The sequence below is a fragment of the Corynebacterium nasorum genome (assembly GCF_022347325.1).
Lineage (GTDB): Bacteria > Actinomycetota > Actinomycetes > Mycobacteriales > Mycobacteriaceae > Corynebacterium > Corynebacterium kefirresidentii.
Genome location: NZ_JAKRDU010000004.1, coordinates 131,273 through 147,142, shown reverse-complemented (window position 1 = coordinate 147,142; position 15,870 = coordinate 131,273). Strand labels below are relative to the sequence as shown.

The 15,870-nt window shown below is 55.0% G+C and carries 19 protein-coding genes and 1 tRNA gene; 7 read left to right on the top strand and 13 right to left on the bottom strand.

Annotation, left to right across the window (positions count from 1 at the left end):
• Window positions 1-20: 20 nt before the first annotated feature.
• Window positions 21-947 carry a type I pantothenate kinase gene (gene coaA, locus MHK05_RS05430; RefSeq protein ID WP_023021893.1) on the top strand — a complete coding sequence of 309 codons (927 nt, stop codon included), beginning with the start codon at window positions 21-23 and terminating at the stop codon, window positions 945-947.
• Between the two features lie 3 nt (window positions 948-950).
• Here coaA and MHK05_RS05425 read toward each other — a convergent pair whose 3' ends face one another.
• The 3 genes from MHK05_RS05425 to mca are packed head-to-tail and all read right to left on the bottom strand — an operon-like array spanning window position 951 to window position 2,945.
• Window positions 951-1,727, bottom strand: coding sequence for an isoprenyl transferase (locus MHK05_RS05425; protein WP_239205320.1), 777 nt, complete (start codon window positions 1,725-1,727; stop codon window positions 951-953).
• Between the two features lie 12 nt (window positions 1,728-1,739).
• Complete coding sequence (locus MHK05_RS05420) at window positions 1,740-2,051, bottom strand: hypothetical protein (protein ID WP_023021895.1); 312 nt, start codon at window positions 2,049-2,051, stop codon at window positions 1,740-1,742.
• Window positions 2,052-2,054: 3 nt separating this feature from the next.
• Entirely contained in the window at window positions 2,055-2,945 is an 891-nt protein-coding gene (mca, locus tag MHK05_RS05415; RefSeq protein ID WP_239205318.1) for a mycothiol conjugate amidase Mca, read from the bottom strand.
• 95 nt (window positions 2,946-3,040) lie between these two features.
• Between mca and MHK05_RS05410 the strand changes: the two genes are divergently transcribed.
• The 3 genes from MHK05_RS05410 (at window position 3,041) to MHK05_RS05400 (ending at window position 4,473) form a co-directional block, all read left to right on the top strand.
• A complete protein-coding gene (locus MHK05_RS05410) occupies window positions 3,041-3,511 on the top strand; it encodes a DUF4307 domain-containing protein (protein WP_023021897.1) in 471 nt (156 codons plus the stop codon).
• A 120-nt stretch (window positions 3,512-3,631) separates the two neighbouring features.
• Window positions 3,632-4,153, top strand: coding sequence for a transcription elongation factor GreA (greA, locus tag MHK05_RS05405; RefSeq protein ID WP_023021898.1), 522 nt, complete (start codon window positions 3,632-3,634; stop codon window positions 4,151-4,153).
• 41 nt (window positions 4,154-4,194) lie between these two features.
• Window positions 4,195-4,473, top strand: a complete 279-nt coding sequence (locus MHK05_RS05400) for a hypothetical protein (RefSeq protein ID WP_023021899.1) — start codon at window positions 4,195-4,197, stop codon at window positions 4,471-4,473.
• A gap of 42 nt (window positions 4,474-4,515) precedes the next feature.
• Here MHK05_RS05400 and MHK05_RS05395 read toward each other — a convergent pair whose 3' ends face one another.
• The 7 genes from MHK05_RS05395 to MHK05_RS05365 all read right to left on the bottom strand — a co-directional run bounded on the left by MHK05_RS05395 (window position 4,516) and on the right by MHK05_RS05365 (window position 10,598).
• Window positions 4,516-6,345, bottom strand: coding sequence for a hypothetical protein (locus MHK05_RS05395; RefSeq protein ID WP_324291862.1), 1,830 nt, complete (start codon window positions 6,343-6,345; stop codon window positions 4,516-4,518).
• Between the two features lie 19 nt (window positions 6,346-6,364).
• Entirely contained in the window at window positions 6,365-7,075 is a 711-nt protein-coding gene (locus tag MHK05_RS05390; protein WP_239205317.1) for a DUF3558 family protein, read from the bottom strand.
• Between the two features lie 359 nt (window positions 7,076-7,434).
• Window positions 7,435-8,202, bottom strand: a complete 768-nt coding sequence (locus tag MHK05_RS05385; protein WP_200287838.1) for a Bax inhibitor-1/YccA family protein — start codon at window positions 8,200-8,202, stop codon at window positions 7,435-7,437.
• Window positions 8,203-8,391: 189 nt separating this feature from the next.
• Window positions 8,392-8,465: transfer RNA gene (locus MHK05_RS05380), tRNA-Leu, on the bottom strand.
• A 39-nt stretch (window positions 8,466-8,504) separates the two neighbouring features.
• Window positions 8,505-9,470 (bottom strand): Ppx/GppA phosphatase family protein, encoded by a 966-nt coding sequence (locus MHK05_RS05375; RefSeq protein ID WP_239205316.1) that lies wholly within the window; start codon window positions 9,468-9,470, stop codon window positions 8,505-8,507.
• A 10-nt stretch (window positions 9,471-9,480) separates the two neighbouring features.
• A complete protein-coding gene (locus MHK05_RS05370; protein ID WP_239205315.1) occupies window positions 9,481-10,029 on the bottom strand; it encodes a DUF501 domain-containing protein in 549 nt (182 codons plus the stop codon).
• 8 nt (window positions 10,030-10,037) lie between these two features.
• Window positions 10,038-10,598 carry a septum formation initiator family protein gene (locus MHK05_RS05365; protein WP_239205314.1) on the bottom strand — a complete coding sequence of 187 codons (561 nt, stop codon included), beginning with the start codon at window positions 10,596-10,598 and terminating at the stop codon, window positions 10,038-10,040.
• A 98-nt stretch (window positions 10,599-10,696) separates the two neighbouring features.
• Here MHK05_RS05365 and MHK05_RS05360 point away from each other — a divergent pair, with 98 nt between their 5' ends.
• From MHK05_RS05360 to MHK05_RS05350, 3 genes are all read left to right on the top strand, one after another.
• Window positions 10,697-11,224 (top strand): hypothetical protein, encoded by a 528-nt coding sequence (locus MHK05_RS05360; RefSeq protein ID WP_023021906.1) that lies wholly within the window; start codon window positions 10,697-10,699, stop codon window positions 11,222-11,224.
• A gap of 37 nt (window positions 11,225-11,261) precedes the next feature.
• Entirely contained in the window at window positions 11,262-11,846 is a 585-nt protein-coding gene (locus MHK05_RS05355; RefSeq protein ID WP_239205313.1) for a hypothetical protein, read from the top strand.
• A gap of 119 nt (window positions 11,847-11,965) precedes the next feature.
• Complete coding sequence (locus MHK05_RS05350) at window positions 11,966-13,141, top strand: HNH endonuclease signature motif containing protein (RefSeq protein WP_239205312.1); 1,176 nt, start codon at window positions 11,966-11,968, stop codon at window positions 13,139-13,141.
• Here the strand turns inward: MHK05_RS05350 and eno are convergent.
• The 3 genes from eno to MHK05_RS05335 all read right to left on the bottom strand — a co-directional run bounded on the left by eno (window position 13,131) and on the right by MHK05_RS05335 (window position 15,860).
• Window positions 13,131-14,408 carry a phosphopyruvate hydratase gene (eno, locus tag MHK05_RS05345; RefSeq protein ID WP_239205311.1) on the bottom strand — a complete coding sequence of 426 codons (1,278 nt, stop codon included), beginning with the start codon at window positions 14,406-14,408 and terminating at the stop codon, window positions 13,131-13,133. The genes MHK05_RS05350 and eno overlap by 11 nt on opposite strands.
• Window positions 14,409-14,498: 90 nt before the next feature.
• The gene (locus MHK05_RS05340) at window positions 14,499-15,260 is read right to left on the bottom strand and encodes a lytic transglycosylase domain-containing protein (RefSeq protein ID WP_239205310.1); all 762 of its coding nucleotides are present in this window, start codon (window positions 15,258-15,260) and stop codon (window positions 14,499-14,501) included.
• Between the two features lie 6 nt (window positions 15,261-15,266).
• Window positions 15,267-15,860, bottom strand: a complete 594-nt coding sequence (locus MHK05_RS05335) for a MazG nucleotide pyrophosphohydrolase domain-containing protein (RefSeq protein ID WP_239205309.1) — start codon at window positions 15,858-15,860, stop codon at window positions 15,267-15,269.
• Between the last annotated feature and the right edge of the window lie 10 nt (window positions 15,861-15,870).

The window sequence follows — 15,870 nt, the reverse complement described above, 5'->3', positions numbered from 1 at the left end:
GCAAGTGCGACAATAGAGCCATGGCGCGCACATTGGATTCGAGTCCCTACCTAGATTTTGACCGCGAGACCTGGCGTGGTTTGCGTAAATCCATGCCCCAGGTGCTCACGGAGACCGAGGTTGAAAAACTTCGCGGCCTAGGAGACCGCATTGACCTAGATGAGGTGGCTGATGTCTACCTCCCTCTCTCCCGCCTTATCCACATGCAGGTCACAGCGCGCCAGCAGCTCACCTCAGCTACTGAATCCTTCTTAGGAAATCCTCCAACGCACGTTCCGTTTGTCATCGGCGTGGCAGGTTCGGTAGCGGTAGGAAAATCCACCACTGCCCGTCTCCTACAGGTGCTTCTGCAGCGTTGGGATTCTCACCCCGAGGTCGCGCTCGTTACTACCGACGGCTTCCTCTTCCCCACCAAGACCTTAAAAGAACGCGGTCTCATGCAGCGCAAGGGATTTCCGGAATCCTATGACCGGCGCGCATTGCTCCGCTTTGTCACCGACGTAAAATCAGGAAAGCCACTGGTCAAGGCTCCACTGTATTCGCATATCAGCTATGACATCGTGGACGGAAAATACCAGGAAGTCCATCAACCTGACATCCTGATCCTAGAGGGTCTCAATGTGTTGCAAACAAGCCCTACGCTCACCGTGGCGGATCTCTTTGACTTTTCAGTCTACGTTGATGCCCGCACCGATGATATCGAGCAGTGGTATATTAATCGCTTCCTCACCCTGCGCCACACCGCTTTCCGCGAACCTAATGCCCACTTCTCTGCCTTTGCAGATATGGACGATGAGGAAGCGCGCGCCCAAGCCCGTGAAATTTGGCAGTCCATCAACCTGCCCAACCTCGTAGAAAATATCCTGCCCACCCGCATACGAGCCTCCCTCGTACTCAAAAAGGGCTCGCATCACTTGGTGGAACAAGTGCGGATGCGCAAGCTCTAGCGCTTATTTACCAAAGCGGCGCGAACGTTGGGAATAGTCCCGCAGGGCACGGAGAAAATCCACCTTGCGGAATGCCGGCCAGTAGGTATCTGTAAACCAGATCTCCGAGTACGCGGCCTGCCATAGGAGAAAGCCCGAAAGTCGTTGTTCACCAGAGGTACGGATAACCAGGTCTGGGTCCGGAAGCCCCTTAGTGTACAGGTGCTCACCAATAGATTCTGCGGTGACGCGATCCGCCATCTCCGCAGCAGAGGTTCCTTTCTCGGCTTCCGCGCGCACCAAGTTCTGCACTGCGTCTACGATTTCTTGGCGTCCGCCATATCCCACTGCCACATTGACGATGACCCCGGTATTGTCCTTAGTTTCCGCTGCCGCCGCCACCATGCGCTGGCGAATATCATCCGGGAGCAGATCAAGGTGGCCGACAAGGCGGACTTGGCAACCGACATCGCTGTGGGATAGGTGCATAACCACATCCGAGATGATGTCAAAGAGTAGTTCTACTTCTTGTTCGCTGCGCTTTAGATTCTCCGTGGACAGCAAATAGATGGTGACTACTTCGATATCGGTATCGCTGCACCATGAGATCATCTCTCCAATTTTCTTCGCGCCTTGGCGGTGACCGTGGCTGATATCGGTAAAACCAGCCTCGCGCGCCCACCGGCGATTGCCATCGGCCATGATGGCAATGTGTTTGGGCTGCGGCTTGCCTTTAATAAGGCGCGCCAGACGCGCTTCATAAGCCGGGTAAGCCAGCTGTTTGAGAGAACTCACGCTCATTAGTCTATCCGCCTAGAAAATGGACTTTTTGCGGTTATCGTAAATGCCAGCTTCTTTCATCGCCTCATCCACGGCTTCCTCATCAAATGGATCGATACCGTGGTCTTCCGCAAACATCATGCGGCGGCGGAAGCGTGAGTAACGGCGGTGAAAATTCCATCCCGCGATTAACACTGCAACTCCCATTAGGGCCAAGATCAGCAAGCCGATGGGCGAAGCTTTGCCAAATTCAGGACCCATTGGACCGCCTTCGGCGCCCTGGGTGCCTTGAGCAAGTACAAATGCATCATTTGCGGCTAGAACGAAAGAGCCATACACGCTCATGTCTTAAGCCTCCTCTTTTTCTTCGATGCCTGCAAAAAGGTTGTTTTCTGGCAAGGAGGTAGAAACGCGGGTTTTCGCCAGCTCAAACTCCTCGGTGGGCCACAGGCGTTGCTGTACCTCCACCGACGTCGCCAAGAAAGCACCAGCCGGATCAATCTGCGTGGCATGCGCACGCAGAGCCTCCTCACGATTGCTGAAATAGTCTGCGCATTCCACCTGGGTCGTTACACGCGCCATGATATCTCCAAACGCGGTGTCCCAGCGCGCCAGCATCGGCCCATAGGGGCTAGTTTTGCCCTCCTCCAAGAGCAAATCATGGAATATCTTCATGCGCTGATAGACGAAGCCATGCGAGTAGTACAGCTTTAGCGGCGTCCACGCCTCACCTAACTCTGGGTGATACTCGGCATCGCCAGCCTTTTCCCACGCAATCATCGAGGCCCGATGCACCATCAAATGATCTGGGTGCGGATACCCGCCATTTTCGTCATAGGTGATGATGACGTGTGGGCGAAACTCGCGGATCACCTGGACAAATTCCTGCGCAACGGTGTCGTCTCCCTGCAACGCAAAGCAGCCCTCCGGTAGCAGCTCTTCCATAGACTTGCCTTCAACCGGATCCGGCAAACCGGAGTCGACGTAGCCCAGCCAGCGATGGTGCACGCCTAGCGCACGCGCAGCTTTAGCCATTTCTTCCCGACGAACCTCGCCCATATGTTCCTTGATCCCAGGGCGGTCCATGGCGGGGTTAATCACATCGCCGCGCTCGCCGCCGGTACAGGTCAGCACCAAAACCTCGTTGCCTTCTGCGGCATAGCGCGCGGTGGTTGCAGCCCCCTTGGAAGACTCATCGTCCGGGTGCGCGTGGATAGCTAGTAGGCGAAAATCGCTCACTGAAAATCCATCCCCTTATAAATCTAGGTTCTTTGAACAGATGATTATCCTAGTAGATAATTGGAAAACAGTGGTCCTCGGCTAGAGTGGGAAGCATGACTTCCGCCGGAAAATCTCGCTCAGCCGCCCGCTATGGCTCTCGGGGGCCTTCTGAAAAGAACTCAGGTAGCTGGACTAATAAGGCGCTGGTGCTGATCTTTATCGCCATTTTTATCGCGCTCATCTTCTTTGGCTTCCGGTACTTTCAACAAAAGGAGCGCGTGAACGCGCAGGTTTCCATCGTGACCCAAGAGGTTTTGAGCGATGACACCACCCGCGTCTGGGTCGACGTCACCCGTAACCACACCGATGAAGAGGCTTATTGCATTGTCCAAGCCTTTGATTATTCCAAGTCCGAAGTAGGCCGACGCGAGTTTCCTGTTCCCGCTGGCGGAAATGAAACCCAGCGTATCGCTGTTGACGTCCCGACCAACGCCCGCGCCGTCGCTGGCGGCGCTTATGGTTGCTCTGGCAATATCCCCGAATACTTGGATATGGATAACCCTGACTACGCGGAAAGCCGCTAGCCGCGTGTGCTAGGATTTGTAGCGCCTAGAACTGGGCATTTGCCTAGTTCCACTTTTACTTATGGCCCCAGGGACAACTAGGGGCTTTGACCACAATTCCTATCTACGGAAGGTTGCAGAATGGCTGAGCAGCAAAAGCAGTACATCACCCCAGAAACCAAGGCGAAGCTCGAGGCCGAGCTGCAGGAGCTTATCGATCATCGCCCAGTAGTCGCGGCTGAGATCAACGAGCGCCGTGAGGAAGGCGACCTCAAGGAGAACGCCGGTTACGATGCTGCTCGTGAAATGCAGGACCAGGAAGAGGCCCGCATCAAGCAGATCTCTGAGGTCCTCGCGAATGCCACCACCGAGCGCGGTGCTGTTCAGGAGGGTGTAGCCCACACTGGTTCCGTAGTTCACGTTTACTACAACGGTGACAAGGACGATAAGGAGACCTTCCTCATCGGTACCCGCGCCGCTGCTTCTGACAACAAGGATTTGGAAACCTATTCGGAGCAGTCGCCACTGGGCGCTGCCATCCTCGGCGCGCAGGAAGGTGAGACCCGCGAGTACACCGCTCCGAATGGCAAGACCATTTCGGTCACCATCGAATCCGCTGCGCCGTATGATTCTGCTAAGGCCGCTACTCCGCGCGAGTCCTAAACTTTAAGCCAATTACCACTTTGGAGAAAGAGCATATCCCCATGAAGAAGTTCTCCCGTTACGCTGCCGCTGGTCTCGTCTTCACCGCCGGCCTCTCCCTCGCTGCTTGCCACCCACCCAACCAGCAGGACTCTGATTCCAAGGTAGAAAATGCTTCTACCTTCACTGGTGAGGCCCCAATGCAAAAGGACGCTGACACCAGCTCTTCCGCACCTGAGTCCGTTGTTCAAGAGCAGCAGCCTGTAGTTGAGTCCGGTGTCCCTGAGGAGCCAGCACAGCCGCACCTGAATGGTACCGCCACCGAGCTGCCGCAGCAGTAAAAAGACGGAAGGGCCGAGGGTTTCCTCGGCCCTTTTTTCATGTTATTTTTCCACGTTTACTTCCCGCACCCAGTCCCCGATTACGCCGGGCACTACAGCGGGCGGCTCGCCTAATAGGTCGCGTTTATTGGGGTCCCTTTCGACCTGCGTAGTCACGGACTTTACGCGCTTTTTCTCACTATCCTTACCGCGCATCCCCATCATCGGGCCATAAGCCCGCGCCCCGCCAGTAGAACGACCGGCATTGCCCCCGCGCGTTGCCGCGCTGTTTTCGCCGCTTCCGGTTCCAATACCAAGGCTGCCGCCCGCACCGGCACGCATACCGGGTCCTCCTACGGTTCCTGTACTGGCGCCAAGACCTGCGCGCGAACCAACTCCAGCGTAGGGAATTGCCGCGCCAGTTCCGCGTCCAAGGCTTTGGCCCAGTTGCGCACCTCTTCCGGCATGCCTTATATCGGCGCTACTGCTGAAGATTCCCGGGCCGGCTCCGAACCCACCACGCAGTGGCTGTTGCTTACCAAGAGCACCGCGACCGGCATCTGCAGGCCTTCCGGATGCCATCATCGGTGCCATACTCCCGCTCGCGGAATGCGCATTAGCTGGTGGCGCAACCGGGCCGCTACCGTTGAGCGCCCCCGTACTCACTCCAGCACCAACGGGATGTGCTGTGCCACTAGGAACCTGCCCCATCACCCCATTCGCTGCGACAGCCCCCGGCATCGATGCCCCTTGGGTGGATACTTCGTTGCCCCCAATGGTTACTTGTTCTCCCAGCCCCAGCCCTTCCAGCGCATTTCTGCCACTAGTATGCATCTGCTGGTGAAAATCGCTGATTTCCTGCGGGCTCATCCCCACAGCATCCAACCCGTTCACGTTTCCATTGACAACGTCAAAGTTTCCGGGCCCCAAATCGCCTCGCGCAATCGCCTCAGCAATCTTTTTCGGCCACACCACTGCTTCGGTAGTGTAGCGCTGACCATCACCTTCTACTCCGACGAGTCCCGCATCGACGCCTCCGCCTCCCGACGCCGGCGATTGCTCCATCAATGCATGCTGGTAAGGCATGGCCTCTATGGCGAATCGCTGCAGGTCTGGTTGCAGCATGGCCAATGCGGCCTTTTCCGCAACTTCGCGCTCCACTGGTTCTGGGATTGCCATCACTTCCATAGCCATAGCCATCGCCGCCGGCTGCATCCCCATGAGCTTGGCATGGAATCCGGTTAGCTTCTCCCCCATGACCTTTGCATTTGCCACAAAATGGCTTCCCGACGCCGCCACCTCCCGAATCTTCGCCGCAGCCCGCGACGTAGCCTCGCTGTCATTCTCACTTTCCAAAGACCCGGCTGCTTCCTCTAACCCGCTGACAATATCGTCGACTTCCGACGCCAATGAGCTCCACCGCGCATTTGCCTCCGACACATTCCAAATCTGTGTCGACATCAGGTCCGTCGCGAGCTTCACGATGTCGGTGCCAACATTCACCACCGGCATAGAAAACCCGAAGGGACTGTACCCTGGCTCCGGCTGGTTCATAATCGGCATAGTCTCAATGCCTATGTCCCCACCCGCATCCGCAATCTCCATTCCCCTGCTATTCGCGTCCTCCTGCGCCTGAAAGCCACGTGCTTCCCTCCCCAAAGAATCAGAAAGCCAATCAAGCTGTTTAACAAAGCTGGAAATGGAATTCCGAGCAGATCCAGGATCCGAACTCAAAACTCGCTCATGAATTGCACCAACATGATCGATTCCAGTCACCGAAGAAAAGCTGCCGGTTAGAGGGCTTTCAGCAGCAATATTGTTGCCAGCAATGCCTTGATTCAACCGCTCAATTTGATTTATATTTCTGCTTACATTAGCAACATTAATTTTCATTTATTCCCCCGAATTTCAGTTAAATTAAATCTTTCGTCACTTTTCCAGCTTTTTCGCAAGCGCTACTTTCGGTGTTTCCAAAGCTATTCGCTGAAACCGTAACCACTCCTCGCACAGTAGATAGCGTTGCACTGCACGCGAGCTCCGGGAAAATTTCTCCCCGCTGAATTACAACTCCAGACAATTCGCTATCTGTAGTTTCTACCACCAAATTTGGATTTACTTTCGAATCATCAAATGGTTCGTAAGTAGAACTGATGGAAAGAACTGTCTCCTCAGAAATTGCTTTGTAGCTACACCCCTTATAACCAGACTCCGCAATATCCGGGTCCTCATAGCGTTCCAGCCCAAGCTCTTGCAATTTGGTTTCCGAAATCTCTACACATGGATCGAACACTTGGAACCCTGGCTGAGTCGGGTCGAATTCCCCCAGTGGCGGTAGGACACCGGATGATTCTCCCGGCCCCGTGGCGCCGGCCTCCCCCGGTTGGCCGGCGCCTTGCACATTTTCCTCGCCGTCGGTGCGTGCCGATTCCCCCCGATTGCTGTCCGCGTCATCCCCCAGGTCCCCGTTGGTTCCCCCTGCACCGTCGGCCGAACTAATGCCGCCAGTTTCGTCCACATTCGTGGTTTCCTCTGACGCGCTCCTCGTACCGATGTCCGCAACGCAGCTACCCAGCACAACGGAGCTACTGACCATCAACGTTGCTACGGTTACCTGACGCTTCACAACAATCCTTCGCGCACTCACTTTCTGACGAGAGGAACAAGATAGTGAAGAAGAGAACTCTTCACTTCGTTTTCCTGTTCCGGTACACAGCATGCACGGAACTCCACGAATTTTCTACGCAACCAAGAAGGTTAACGGCGATTTAACAAAATTATTCGCCCCATATGTCGCATCCATAACGCCTAAAAGGCGAAGTTTCCTGCTTATTAGCTGTACTACTCCTGAGACCACCCTTCTAGACCAAATAAAGCCTAAACCCTCACTTTATCCCCCGAACTACCCCACTAATTACACGCTTGTAAGCGTTTTATGGCAGCAAAAAGGCCCGCAACACAGTGCGGGCCTACGTGAAAAGCTGATTAGTCTCGCTGGAAATAGCTCAAGAAACGAAGAATCTCAGTGTAGAGCCAGACCAAGGTCACAGCGAGGCCGAGAGCTACGCCCCAAGCATTGCTAGCGGGAGCGCCGGCACGGATCATACGGTCAGCCTGATCAAAGTCAGTCAGGAAGGACAGCGCACCAAGAACGATGCAAACAAGCGAGAAGATGATGGCAATCGGGCCGCCATCACGCAAAGGGTTGAAGTCGAAGAAGATTGCACCCAGGAAGTTAACCAACGCCATGACAGCAACTCCGGCGACCAAGCCGAAGAGGATCTTGGTGAATTTCGGGGTCACCTTAACTGCACCGGTCTTGTACACGATCAACATGCCGATGAATACACCAATGGTTCCAACGATTGCCTGGCCGATGATTGCCATTCCGCCTTCACCTTGGAAGTTCACATTGGCAAACATGAAGGAGAAGCCACCAACGAATAGTCCCTCAAATACGGCGTAAATCAGTGTGACCGCAGCAGAACCCCACTTCTTGCCAAAAGAAGCAACCAGCACAGTAATGAAGCCACCGATGCCACCGACCAGAGTCAAAGCCATGGCAATACCTGGATTTACCATTCCCAGCCCAAAATTGATGGCTGCGGCGACGATAATGACGCCGAGGGTGATGCCTGTCTTGGTGACGACGTCATCCACGGTCATTGGACGAGCAGCTTCGTCCCCGTATCCAGAATTTTGGCGGGTACTATTTTCGGTCAGAGAACTCATTACCGGATTGCTTGAACGCACGGTTGTCCTTTCTAAGAGAGGTGCAATTTAGCTATCTCATCCTGTTCAACGAGACACCGCCCTATAAAGTTCCGCAGTCTTTCCATGTAGCTAAAAGTTTTGCGAACAGTTTCCGCATAAAGGCTGTGGAGACTTACCAAAACAAAATCTCGAGACACCATAGGAACGATGTCTCGAGACTTCACACGGTGCCCCCAGTGGGACTCGAACCCACACTGAATCGATTTTAAGTCGACTGCCTCTGCCGATTGGGCTATGGGGGCAAGGCAAGGAATATTTTAGGCTACCTTACCCCGCAAGAGTTAACGAGGGGTACCCTCTGCAGCGAGACCTGCAATAATGCCGTCGAGAATGTCCTTTTCACTAATGAAGAAACTACGCGCAGCGCAATTTCGCTCGATTAGTTGCATGATACCTTCCACGGCTACTGCCCCACCGCCGATGACATCGGCACGGCCGGGGTGAATGACGGGGTTGAGGGCGCGGACGTCGGAAGGCAGGGCAATAAGCTGCTGCAAGAGCACGCGCAGGGCACCGAAACGGAGCTCAGAGCCGTGAATGGCATCGGCATCGTAACGCTCGAGGCCTTGCGCCAGTGCGGACAGTGTGGTGAAAGTGCCCGCACAGCCGACGATGGTACGAGCCTTAGAAATAGGTACTATGTCCTCGACCTCGGCTGTTCGCTCACCGACGTACTCCGAAGCGATCTCGATCTCCGATTCGGTAGGTGGATCGGTGCGCATGATGCGCTCGGTCAGCCTGACGCACCCCATGCGCGCCGAATGAGTGCCCAAGATTTCGCCATCCGCCGTTCCTACAACGAACTCAGTCGAGCCGCCGCCCAGATCAATCACGCAAAATGGACCGCGGTCCGGCTCTAAATCGGCCACAGCGCCATTAAAGGACAACAGGGCCTCTTCCTCACCCGAAACAACTTCTGCCTGAGCACCTGGCTGGATTTGGCCGAGCAGATCAGCGGTCATATCGAAGAATTCCTGCTGATTCTTGGCATCGCGAGTAGCAGAGGTAGCGACCATCCGCACCCGGGAGACCTTTTCAAACTTCATTTGGCGAACATAGCCCTCCAGGGCCACGCGTGCACGGTCAAGAGCCGCAGGGGCGATTTCACCTGTGGCGTCCACGCCCTCTCCCAGACGGATGATTTCCATCGTACGAGTAATATCGCGGACCTTGCCATCATCTTGAACTTCAGAGATGAGCAGGCGAATCGAATTTGTTCCGCAATCAATCGCAGCAACGCGAGTCATAGCATTCCTCCTATTCCGCGTTAGAAAAATCGAACTGCGCTAGGTCAATTCCCAAATCTTCTACCGTGGGCCAATCCTGGGGGATAGCGCTTCCTCGAAGCTTGCCATGGTCGGCGGCCATAGCTACCGCTTCAGTTCCCAACCGGAAATGCTGCGGCCCCTCAGCCAGGGCGTAGGCAATGAGCACGTGCAGGCACTTCACGCGATCCGGCATACCTCCACCGGAGAAATCGGTGCCGAGATCTTCGATGTCATTGCGCTTGGACAAAAAGTATTCATGTGCACGCTGGTAATCAGCAGCCAAGTCCTCATCCTCACGCAGTCGGGATTCCATCCACTTCATGACGTGGGCAACTTCCAAGCGTGAAGCTTCGGCCGTAAGCCGTGGGTCAGTGAGGTAATAGAGGGTGGGGAATGGAGTGCCGTCGGCAAGCTTGGGCGCTGTCTTAATCACCGCAGGCTGGCCATCTGGCGTGCGATAAGAAATCGCCAGCACTCCGCGCGGAGTGCGGCCCAATTGCTCAGTTACTACAACGATGTCTGCATCAGTGACGGTCATGCGGACAATTATCGCACATCCGCTTTCTCTTCCGGTGCCGGCTCAATCGGAAGATGATTTACCTGCTCGGATGGCGCTTCTTCTTTAGGGGGTTCAGCCACGGAATCCCACAAGACCTCATACCAGTCGCGGGAATCTTCTTCCTTCTGTCCGTCTGTGGTGAGCTGGTCTTCCGGCTTAATCTGCGGGTCAATGATGCGATAGGCAGTTTCGCCCTCATCAACAACCCCGAATCGGCGCCGCGCCTCCTGCTTGATGTACTCATCGGATTTATATTTATCAATCTTTTCCAGCAAAGCAGCTTTTTCATCTTGCTTGGCAGCGATTGACTCATTCAAGCGGGCAATTTCGGACCGGCCATGATAGTAATTGCGCAGGGGAACAGCGATAACCAGCAATACAACCAGCACGATAGCCATGATCACGCCTACTCCGGCGATACTCATCCGGTCTGGCTTTTGCTTCTGCTTTAGTTGTGCGCGCTGAGCTTTACGGACATCTGCAGCACGCGAGGCTACCGGAACCCTAGTGCGGCTCCGGTTTCGCTGCATCTTTCTTTCGCGTGCCATAGGTTTCCAATCCTAGCGTCGTCACTCCTGTAACAGAGACTTGGCACGCGCATTTTGGGTACACTAAAAGAAATTCTCCCTCCCAGTAAGGAATTTTTATGTCCCTCAAGCGCCTCCTACCCGTACTTACCGCAAGCCTATTTCTCGCCAGCTGCAGTCCCTCTGCCCAAGACGGTGAGTATCCCGTCTACGGCGACGATTACGATCTAAGCACCCAAGACGGCATGGCCGACTACCTCAAGGAATATAAGACCCTGCCAGATGATTACATCGACCACGATGCTAAGGAGCTAGACGGGAACGATAAGCCGGAGAGCTTTGAAGCCAACGCAGCGTCCGTCAAGAAGGCCGGCGAAGTTACCTGTAAGAATGACGAACTGCTGCAAATCGCAAAGGACTTCTTCCAAGGCGATACGGACAAGCTAGGTAAAGCTGTAACGTCAGCAGGCGGACCCGATGAAAAATATGGTGACGTTTTTGAGGCCCTCGACATCCCCGATGACGCACCTGATAATGACAAGTATATGGCCGCAGCGATGACCCCGCTGGGGGCTGTTATGTCCTGTGGCGATGAGTTCAGCGATGAAGAACTGGAAAAGGTCGCGGCGTCCATGCACACGAGCTAAAGGCTCGAATCATATTCCCCTCACTTAAGGAATAGTCATGCCCCTCAAGCGCCTTCTTCTACTAGTAGCCGTCGGCACTCTACTGAGCGCCTGCAGCATTTCCGACCAAGAGGAAGAATCTACCGCCCAGACTAAATCCTCCACACCCAACAGCACTACCAGCAGCGAGGTTCCCACCACCACAAGCAGAAGCTACGATCTCAATACCAAGAGCGGCTTCATCTACCACATCAAAGAGCATGGGACGATTCCGGACTACTATTTGAATGTGTTCGCCTCCGGAGCTTCCGAGGCCGAAGAAGGCCCCACCAGCTACGAGGTCAATGCCACGACCCTGAAAAAGGCGGGTGCTGTTGCTTGCAACAATGATCAGATCCTGGACGACGCCAAGTATTTGCTAACCCGTGGCGAAGGTGCACTTGCGGAGCTCGCCGCCAAGCCCGAAGAGTTTGATCAGAAATACGCCCCCGTCTACGAAGCGCTTGATATATCAGCCGATGCCCCTCCTGAAGACAGGCTATTCAGCCTATACATGGCCAGTGTTGGCTCTCTGGCAACATGCGGTGATAAATACACCGATAAAGAACTCGAAGCAGTCACTGACGCTATCTTCAGCCTCTAGCCCTCCCCTGCAATTTCGCACACAATTTCGCTTTTGGCCTTGCAGGACTCGAATGAGTGTTTTAGACTAAGGGACGTAAATTCGATTAGGTGTGCGATTTATTTCAGGGGGACTATTTTGTGACAGCTACCGACACACCGTCAAAGAAGGCCTATTTTTCCACCAATAACCTCGACGACACCGTCTGCCTCCTGGCCTTGCTCCAGCGCATTCAATCTTGGCAGTTGCACCAATCTGTGCTTCCACGATTAGAGGACGATGTCGAATGCACCACCGCTGCTCTATCTAAGCGTGTGGGTCTGAGTTACTGGCGAGTTCTATCCGCGCTCCGCTCCCACCTACGCATGCAGGAATTGCCATTGACCACAGCGGTGCAAACCGAACATTGGATCCTAGACCTCCCGCGGCTGCACGTAATTGATGCCGAACTTGCCCCGCTTGGCGACGACGCAGAAAGCATCCAACTAGTCGATGCCGCCCTCGCGGACTTCCTTACCCCAAAGGAACCTGCTCAGCATGTCCCCACAGAATCCGAAATCCGGAGGTTCTTGCGTGACTATATCGACGGGATACTCATGCCAGATATTGAAAAGGAAATCGAGCGATCCGTTTCCATCTCCTATTCCAAAGGCCAAGCCACCATCACATTAAAAACGGATAAAGCCACCGCCAGCGCTATATCCCGCCATATCGACAAAGCAGCGCGAAAGAAAAACATCACCAAACCAGAGGCTTTGGAGGCGTTAATCTTTAACCGAACCCAGACAAAGGTAGTAATTAATACTTATGCATCTGGCGATGATGCATCTCGGGTGTATATCCCTTCGGCGGGGTGGTGCGTACTTACGGAGCAATTAAATAGTTACTCCATGACTCGTGAGCTGTGCCCGCAAGAAACTTCTTCTTACGTTCCCACCGATCAAATCAGAACATGGGTCCACGGTCGCGATGCCACATGTCGCTGGCCAGGGTGCTCAATGCCAGCGCATTATTGCCAGCTCGATCATCGAGTGGAGTATGCCGACGGTGGACCGACGAGCGTCGATAATTTGGTAACGCTGTGTCAGCACCACCACAACGTGAAGACCGATGGAAGAGCGCAGTACATCATGGATCCGATCACTGGGGACGTCGTCTGGCTCTTTTCGGACGGCACCTTCGAGATTGATCGCGCCCAAGGACCTTTGGCACCGCGCACCGTGAATTGGAAGCAAACTTGGCAACAATATCTGGACATGCGAAAGCGCCCCCGCAGTAATACGAGGGCGCTACACAAGGAGGCGATTAAGCCTTAAAGCGTGGGAATGCGGAGCGGCCAGCATAGACTGCGCCGTCGCCCAGCTCCTGCTCGATGCGCAGCAGCTGGTTGTACTTAGCTACGCGCTCGGAGCGGGCTGGAGCACCGGTCTTGATCTGACCACAATTCAGTGCGACAGCCAGATCAGCGATGGTGGTGTCCTCGGTTTCACCGGAGCGGTGGGACATCATGGTGCGGTAGCCATTGCGGTGAGCCAGCTCGACGGCATCGAAGGTCTCGGTCAGGGTACCGATTTGGTTTACCTTCACCAGCAGTGCGTTGGCAGCCTTCTTCTCAATACCTTCCTGCAGACGGGCAGGGTTGGTAACGAAGAAGTCATCGCCAACAATCTGTACCTTTTCGCCAATGGCGGTGGTAAGGGCGGTGTAGCCGTCCCAATCGTCTTCTTGCAGAGGATCCTCGATGGAGACAATCGGGTACTCATCGATGAGTTCCTCATAAACCTTGGACATTTCTTCAGCGGTATGCTCGCCGCCTTCGAAGTGGTACTTACCGTCCTTGAAGAACTCGGAGGAAGCAACATCGAGCGCGAGGGCTACGTCCTTGCCCGGCTCGTAGCCAGCCTTCTTAATGGCGTCAACGATGACGTCCAGAGCAGCCTTGGTGGAATCAACGGAAGGAGCGAAGCCACCCTCGTCACCCAGACCAGTAGACAGGCCCTTGTCCTTCAGCACTGCCTTCAGTGCGTGGTAGACCTCGGCACCCATGCGCAGAGCTTCAGCGAAGGACTCAGCACCAATCGGGGCAATCATGAATTCCTGGACGTCAACGCCGGAGTCAGCGTGTGCGCCACCGTTGAGGATATTCATCATCGGCACTGGCAGTACGTGAGCATTGGGGCCACCGATGTAGCGGTACAGCGGCAGTGCAGCGGACTCTGCGGCGGCCTTGGCTACGGCGATGGAAACGCCCAGGATAGCGTTAGCGCCCAGCTCAGACTTGTTATCGGTACCGTCCAGCCTAATCAATGCTTGGTCAATGAGGCGCTGATCGTCAGCTTCGAAGCCAGCAATCTCATCGGAAATCTTCTCATTGATATTCTCAACAGCCTTCAAAACACCCTTGCCCAGGTAGCGCTCGCCGCCGTCGCGCAGCTCGTGGGCCTCGTGCACGCCGGTAGAGGCACCGGAAGGAACGCCTGCTACGCCGCGGGCGCCATCGTCAAGGAATACCTCTGCCTCAACGGTTGGGTTGCCACGGGAATCGAGAATCTCGCGGGCGAAAGTGTGGATGATATCAGCCATGCTGTTCTTCACTCCTCATCAAAATGTTCGCTCTGGACCAGCCGGCCCAGCCACGTTCTCAATTGTTGCAGAAAACGTAGCCGTGTGACACTACTTGGCACTTTGTGGAACTGAGTAAGCATTGGCGGCGTGCGCAACCTTATGCAAATAGTCGCTGGACTGATTGTAATTTAGGATTGCTTCCTTCCACTGATCTGGGTTAGAGAGATCTCTGTCACCGAAGCACAAAAGTCCGGCCGCCCCAACAGCGGCGTCATCGATTTGGTTGGGATCAGCCTTCCCATCACCATTGGCATCAGCGCCCACCGCTTCCCACGTGGTGGGGATAAATTGCATTGGGCCTACGGCGCGATCGTATTCGGAATCTCCATCGATTTCGCCGTTATCGGTGTCTGGGGTGTGGGCCGTGTTGTTCAGGCCATCGAGGGCGATGCCGTTGATGGGGGGTTGGGGGTAGCCGGCGTCGTCAAGCTTGGAGTGCTTAAACCAATTGCCGTTATAGGTACCGTGGCGTGTTTCTATGTAGCCCAAGCCGGCAAGGGTATTCCAACGCAGGTGGCAATTGGGCCACTTTTGCTGAGCAATGAGCTCAGCATTGCCATAGGCGCGCAGGGCGGCCGGCGGGATACCAGTGCGATCAGCTAAGTCAGAGGCCCAGTAGGTGAGTTTATCTGCGGTGCGTCCGGGCGCATTGACGTCAATGTGCGCGACCTCTTTGCCTTCAACGGGCGGGATGTTTTCAGGTACGGGCTGCTGAGAAGTACCGTGCCCAGTCAATAGCCATGCTACTAGCGCGATGATCACGACTACGGCTACCCCGCAGCCCCCGAATATCTGCAGCAGCCTCTTCATGGGAAGCTATCCTACATCTCCTTTGCCTGCGCGCCACAGCCGCTCTTGCGTGTCAACATCGACTATCTCAGTGGTGCCATCAAAAAGGTAAGGGGCGCGGGCGCGCATTTTGGTGACGAAGCTCTGGGCGACGTCGTCAAGCGAAAAGGCAGAGATTTCCGCATGGAAAAGGACCTGCAGGAAGATATCGCCCAGTTCCTTGAGAATCTCGCTTTCCGGCTCACGGTTGCGTACGGCCGCGGCGAATTCGGCGGACTCTTCCTCAAGGTAGGGCAAAAGGGAGGCATGGGTTTGTTCACGCTCCCATTCACCAATGCGCCGCGCAGTGGCCATAGTCTGGCGCGCCTGCATGACAGGATCCGCGAGGGATTCGGCCCGAATGACCGACTCCCCAGTAGCTATGCGAGCGCGGGTTTCAGGATCACATTCGTCGGTGCTGACTAAGGTTCCGATGGAATCTTCCCCTACGAGGAGATCGGAAAAGTTCCACCGCACGGAAACCGGAACTTCACCGGTGAAGTAAACGGGGCCGCGTAGCTTCCCGTGTGCTTGCATGGGGATCATCGTGGGCCAACGTTCATCGAGCAACAGCACAGTCATGTGCACAAAG